Source organism: Elstera litoralis (assembly GCF_000963705.1).
In the GTDB taxonomy this organism is placed as follows: Bacteria; Pseudomonadota; Alphaproteobacteria; order Elsterales; family Elsteraceae; genus Elstera; species Elstera litoralis.
This window is the reverse complement of the sequence record NZ_LAJY01000431.1, coordinates 1-4,407: the sequence shown is the minus strand read 5'-3', so window position 1 is coordinate 4,407 and position 4,407 is coordinate 1. Positions and strand designations below refer to the sequence as shown.

Genomic DNA, 4,407 nt, shown 5'->3' with positions numbered 1-4,407 from the left:
GCTATCGTCGGCGAGCGATGGCTTGCCGGAGCCTTCGGCGGCGGCGCGGGCTTTCAGTTCGGCATTGGCGATGAAGGTCAGGCCGGTTTCCTCCGGCTCGGGCAGGCCGAGCGCGCCAGCGGCCACCACGGGCACGGCGAAGGGGCGCAGTAGGTCTTCAATCTCGCGCACTTTGCCGGGGTTATGGGTGGCGAGAACCAGGGTATCGCCGGGCGTCCAACGGGGCATCAGAAGCTCTCCATGACAGGGGGCAGCGCTCTATATCAGCTTCCACCGGGGCGGCATAGGCATACGACCTATGCCCCGGCGGCACCTCGACGCGCCCGCGCGGACGGGGCAAGGATAGGGGATGAGCGCTTATCTCCGTTTCAGCCTGTTTTTCGCGGCCTTTTACAGCTCGCTTGGCGTGGTGACGCCGTTTCTGTCGGTCTGGTTCGATTATCGCGGCCTGACTCCGTCGGAAATCGGGCTGGTCTTCGCCTTCGGGATGGCGGCGAAGGTCGTTTTCACCCTGCTGGCGGGGCAGGTGGCGGATTTGGTGCGGCGCAAGCGCGATTTGATCGCGGCGACGCTCCTGCTCGAAGCGGCGCTGATGATTGCGCTGGCGGCGTCCCAATCGTTCGGGATGATCCTTATCCTCTCGGCAGTGGCGACGGCCTTGCACGCGGCGGTGGTTTCGGTCACGGACGCCGTAACGCTGACAGCGGGGCGCAGCAAGGGCTTGTCTATAGTCAGGTGCGGCTGTGGGGCTCGGCGTCCTTCCTCGTCCTGGCGCTGGCGATGGGGCCGGTGTTGGAGGCGACGGGGCCGGGGCCGATCGTTTTCGTCGCGGCGGGCCTGATTATCCTCGGCGCGATTGCCAGCCGGGGTTTGATCGACCCGCCGATGGAGCCGCGCCAGAGCCTGCGGGGCCTGCGCGATATCCTGATGGGGTTCGCCGTGCTGCTGCGCACCCGCTCGCTGCGACGGCTGTATTTGACCGCTGCCTTGCTCCAAAACTCGCATATTTTCTACTATGCTTTTTCGTCGCTGCATTGGCAGAAGATGGGGCTGAGTAAAGATCAGATCGGTCTGCTGTGGGCCGAGGGCGTTATTTTCGAGATTATTCTGTTTGCGGTCGTGCCGCGTTTTGGCGTGCTGCGGCGGCCGGTGGCGCTATTGGTGGTGGCGGGACTCGCGGGAGCGTTCCGCTGGTGCGTGTTGGGGACGACGAGCGATTTTACGGTTCTCGTGTTCGTACAAATTCTGCACGCGCTGACCTTCGGTGCGGCACATCTGGGGGCAATGCAGTTGCTCAGCGAGTGCAGCCCGCAAGGCCTGTCTGCCCGCGCGCAAGGGCTCTATGCCGCCCTGCCGATGGGGATTGGCTCGGGGCTCGCCTATATGCTGGTCGGCCCGCTCTATGGCAGTTTCGGCGGAGCGGGGTTCTATGCGATGGCGGGGCTGTCGGCGGCGGGGCTGCTGCTGGCGTTCGGGCTGCGTGGCCGGTTGGATCAAGCGCCGCAGTAACGCTGAGGGCCGACGTCTAAATGCAGATGATCCCGATGGTCGCGGTCGGCGTTCGGGCCTAAGACGACACTGAACAGCCCGCAGGCGGATTTTGCCGCTCGGCGCAAGAATTGGCCCTTCGGCCCCTTATCGGCCCAATCGGCTTCGACGCGAATGCGGGTGCCGTCGGTGAGTTCCACCCCGATAATATCGATGGCGCGGCCCTTAGCGTGCTCCGACAGGCGGGCGCGGTTATTGCGGATACCTCGGCAATTATACGAGCCGACGTGATCGACGCGTTTGACTTCCTTTTTGAATAATTCTTCGGCGAGCGGTTGAAGAATTTCAAACTCGAACCGGGCAATCGCGTAAGCAAGATCGCAAGTCACGACGGTTGGGCGGCTCAAGACCAGCGTCGAGCGTTGCAGTTTAACTCCCTCGGTCACGCCGCAGCCATCGGGTGTGGCGAAACTGGCGATGGGCTCGAAATCCCAGCGACTTCCGATAGATTAGCCTGACAAGCAAGATAGGTCTCACTACTGCCCTCGGTTCGCGGCGGCGGCGGCGCGGTCTCGCGCGGCGGGGCCGGGGGGCGCTGCGCGCAACTGGTCAGAAGGGCTGCCACGACCAGAAAACTGCCCAAACGGCAATATTTCCGCAATAAATGTATGGCGAACCCCATCATTTGCTTAGGATCTTTCGTTTGTTACCGTCGGTAGTTGAGTTCATATTATTTCAGTTTCATTTCCAAAAAATGTACTGTATCGAGAGTTCAAATGACAGGGAGCTTCTCCCGCAATTTCGACCATCGTGTGTTTAAAATATCCGGAAAACGCCGGAATGCACGGAAAAGGTCGGGGCGGAAGCGGCACAGTTTGTGCGTGTTAACATTTAACGCGGCATAGGCGCGTTACTGCTCCGGCAGGGGATTGGTGAGCCGTGGGGGATCATCAAGCCGCCTGCCGTGCTGGGCACGGGGGAGACATGGGATGACGTCTTTTTGGACCTTGACGCGCAAGGTAGCAGTGATGCTCACCCTCGCGGTATTGCTCAGTTTCGCCGGTCTGATCGCGCTGCAAATCCGCGCGACGCAGGTGAGTTTGCTCGAAACCTTGCGCCAGGAAGCGACGATCAAGTCAGAAATGCTGGCGGTCGCCGTGCGGACTGCGGTGGCAGGCGGCGACGGTGCGGGCGTTGAAGCCGAATATTTGCCCTTGGCAAAAACGGCCCGACTCAACTCTTGCGAGTGTAGCCGCCTTCGATCTCGACGGCAAGGTAATTATTGATTATCACGATGAAACTAAGCGTTTAAAACCCTATCCAATCGATACGGTCTTTAATAATGCTTTGCCGACGCTGAAAGAATTGCGCAGCGCGGTGCTGTTTACCGAAGATCACATCGTCATTGTTTCACCCGTTACAAGCCGACGCGGCGATAGCTTGCGGGGCGCGATTGCGATTGCCTGGAGCTTGGACGCGCAAAACCGCATGATTGCAGACTCGGCAATGGATAGTAGCATTGCGGCGGTCATTATCATGGTGCTGCTGGTCGTGGCGCTGGTGGCGGTGATCGGCTGGATGATCTCGAAGCCGCTGCGTAAGATTGCGAGCGTGATGCAGGATCTGGCCAGCGGTGCGCGCCAGATGGAGATTCCCAGCCAGGGCCGCCAGGATGAAATCGGCGCAATGGCCCGCTCGGTTCAAGTCTTTAAGGATAATGCCGCGCGCATGGACGCGCTCCAGGCCGAACAAGCGCAACTGGAAGCGGCGGCGGCGGCGACCAAGCGCCAAGCCCTGCAAGAACTCAGCCGCCAGTTTGAAGCTTCGGTGGCTGGGCTGGTTGGCTCGGTAGAAGGCGCGGCAGGGCAGATGATCGACCAATCGCGGCAAATGGCCAATTTGGCCGATGCTCGATCAGCCACACCAGTTCGATGACGGCGGCGGCAGACGATACCACGCGCAATGTACAATCGGTCGCAACAGCAGCGGATCAACTCGATCAATCGGTTCGGGCGATTTCCCAACAGGTTCAGCGGTCCGTGACGATGGCGGGCGACGCCGTGGTGAGCGTCGATCTAACAACCGGGCAGGTCCGCGGCTTGGCCGATGCCGCCCATCGCATTGGCGAAATCGTGCAGCTCATCAATGCCATTGCGAGCCAGACCAATCTTCTGGCGCTGAATGCCACGATTGAAGCCGCGCGCGCCGGCGATGCCGGGAAGGGCTTTGCCGTCGTCGCCTCCGAAGTGAAGAGCCTCGCAACTCAGACCGCGAAGGCGACCGAAGACATTCAAGCCCAGGTTGGCGCGATCCAGACGGCGACGGGAAGTACGGTCGATGCCATCGAAAAGATCGGCTCCATCATCCGCTCGATGAACGAGGGCGCGATGACGATTAACGCTGCCGTATCGCAACAAGGCCAAGCTACCAAAGCGATTGCTCAGAACGTCCGGCAAGCGGCGGTCGGCGCGGCAGGGCTGACGCAGCAGGCGCAGGTCGTGACCACCGAGGCGCAATCGACCGGGAGTGCGGCGCAGCAAGTAGTGCAAGCGGCAACCTCGATCAACACGCAGATCACCGTTATGCGCCACCACGTCGATCAGTTTTTGTCTCAAATACAAGCGGCTTGAAATGCGCCGCATTTTAACCAAATGGCGCACCGTCGTTATCAGGGAAAAGGACAGGATAGGCCGTTAAGAAGTATTACCGGCATGTCGCGAGTCCTTATATGGTTGTTACTCTTGCAGTGCAATTAAGGTAAGACTTAGGCGCGTTAAGAGGTATTACCTAGACAAGTCCAATTCCCTCCTGTAGGGACTCTGATAAGGAGTTTCACGGGAGGGAAGCATGGCGCAAAAGATTCAGCGAGCGGGGTTAGTATCAGCGCTGATTCTATTGCTTTTTGCGGCTCAGTCGGAG

The 4,407-nt window shown here is 60.2% G+C and carries 7 protein-coding genes; 5 read left to right on the top strand and 2 right to left on the bottom strand.

The window, feature by feature from the left end; genetic code table 11:
• On the bottom strand, positions 1-228 hold a 228-nt coding region (locus tag VZ95_RS15150), incomplete at its 3' end, for a non-canonical purine NTP pyrophosphatase (RefSeq protein ID WP_045776602.1).
• A gap of 121 nt (positions 229-349) precedes the next feature.
• On the opposite strand from VZ95_RS15150, the gene VZ95_RS28305 reads away from it, so the two are divergent.
• Together VZ95_RS28305 and VZ95_RS25765 are read left to right on the top strand one after the other, a co-directional pair.
• The gene (locus VZ95_RS28305; protein ID WP_045776601.1) at positions 350-841 is read left to right on the top strand and encodes an MFS transporter; all 492 of its coding nucleotides are present in this window, start codon (positions 350-352) and stop codon (positions 839-841) included.
• The gene (locus VZ95_RS25765; RefSeq protein ID WP_198148333.1) at positions 736-1,509 is read left to right on the top strand and encodes an MFS transporter; all 774 of its coding nucleotides are present in this window, start codon (positions 736-738) and stop codon (positions 1,507-1,509) included. Before VZ95_RS28305 ends, VZ95_RS25765 begins: the two co-directional genes overlap by 106 nt.
• Here the strand turns inward: VZ95_RS25765 and VZ95_RS15135 are convergent.
• Entirely contained in the window at positions 1,494-1,934 is a 441-nt protein-coding gene (locus tag VZ95_RS15135) for an extensin family protein (protein WP_232302679.1), read from the bottom strand. The genes VZ95_RS25765 and VZ95_RS15135 overlap by 16 nt on opposite strands.
• Before the next feature lie 543 nt (positions 1,935-2,477).
• On the opposite strand from VZ95_RS15135, the gene VZ95_RS15130 reads away from it, so the two are divergent.
• From VZ95_RS15130 to VZ95_RS15125, 3 genes are all read left to right on the top strand, one after another.
• Positions 2,478-2,774, top strand: coding sequence for a hypothetical protein (locus tag VZ95_RS15130; protein ID WP_045776599.1), 297 nt, complete (start codon positions 2,478-2,480; stop codon positions 2,772-2,774).
• Between the two features lie 61 nt (positions 2,775-2,835).
• Positions 2,836-3,423, top strand: a complete 588-nt coding sequence (locus VZ95_RS22180) for a HAMP domain-containing protein (RefSeq protein WP_052711811.1) — start codon at positions 2,836-2,838, stop codon at positions 3,421-3,423.
• Positions 3,420-4,118: a methyl-accepting chemotaxis protein gene (locus VZ95_RS15125; protein ID WP_052711810.1), complete on the top strand. Its 699-nt coding sequence runs from the start codon at positions 3,420-3,422 to the stop codon at positions 4,116-4,118. The genes VZ95_RS22180 and VZ95_RS15125 overlap by 4 nt, the downstream gene beginning before the upstream one ends.
• The last annotated feature ends 289 nt before the right edge of the window (positions 4,119-4,407 follow it).

Excerpts from the sequence above, each read along its gene's own strand:
- VZ95_RS15130 (WP_045776599.1), top strand. The coding sequence starts at position 2,478 with ATGACGTCTTTTTGGACCTTGACGCGCAAGGTAGCAGTGATGCTCACC.
- VZ95_RS28305 (WP_045776601.1), top strand. The coding sequence starts at position 350 with ATGAGCGCTTATCTCCGTTTCAGCCTGTTTTTCGCGGCCTTTTACAGC.
- VZ95_RS15125 (WP_052711810.1), top strand. The coding sequence starts at position 3,420 with ATGACGGCGGCGGCAGACGATACCACGCGCAATGTACAATCGGTCGCA.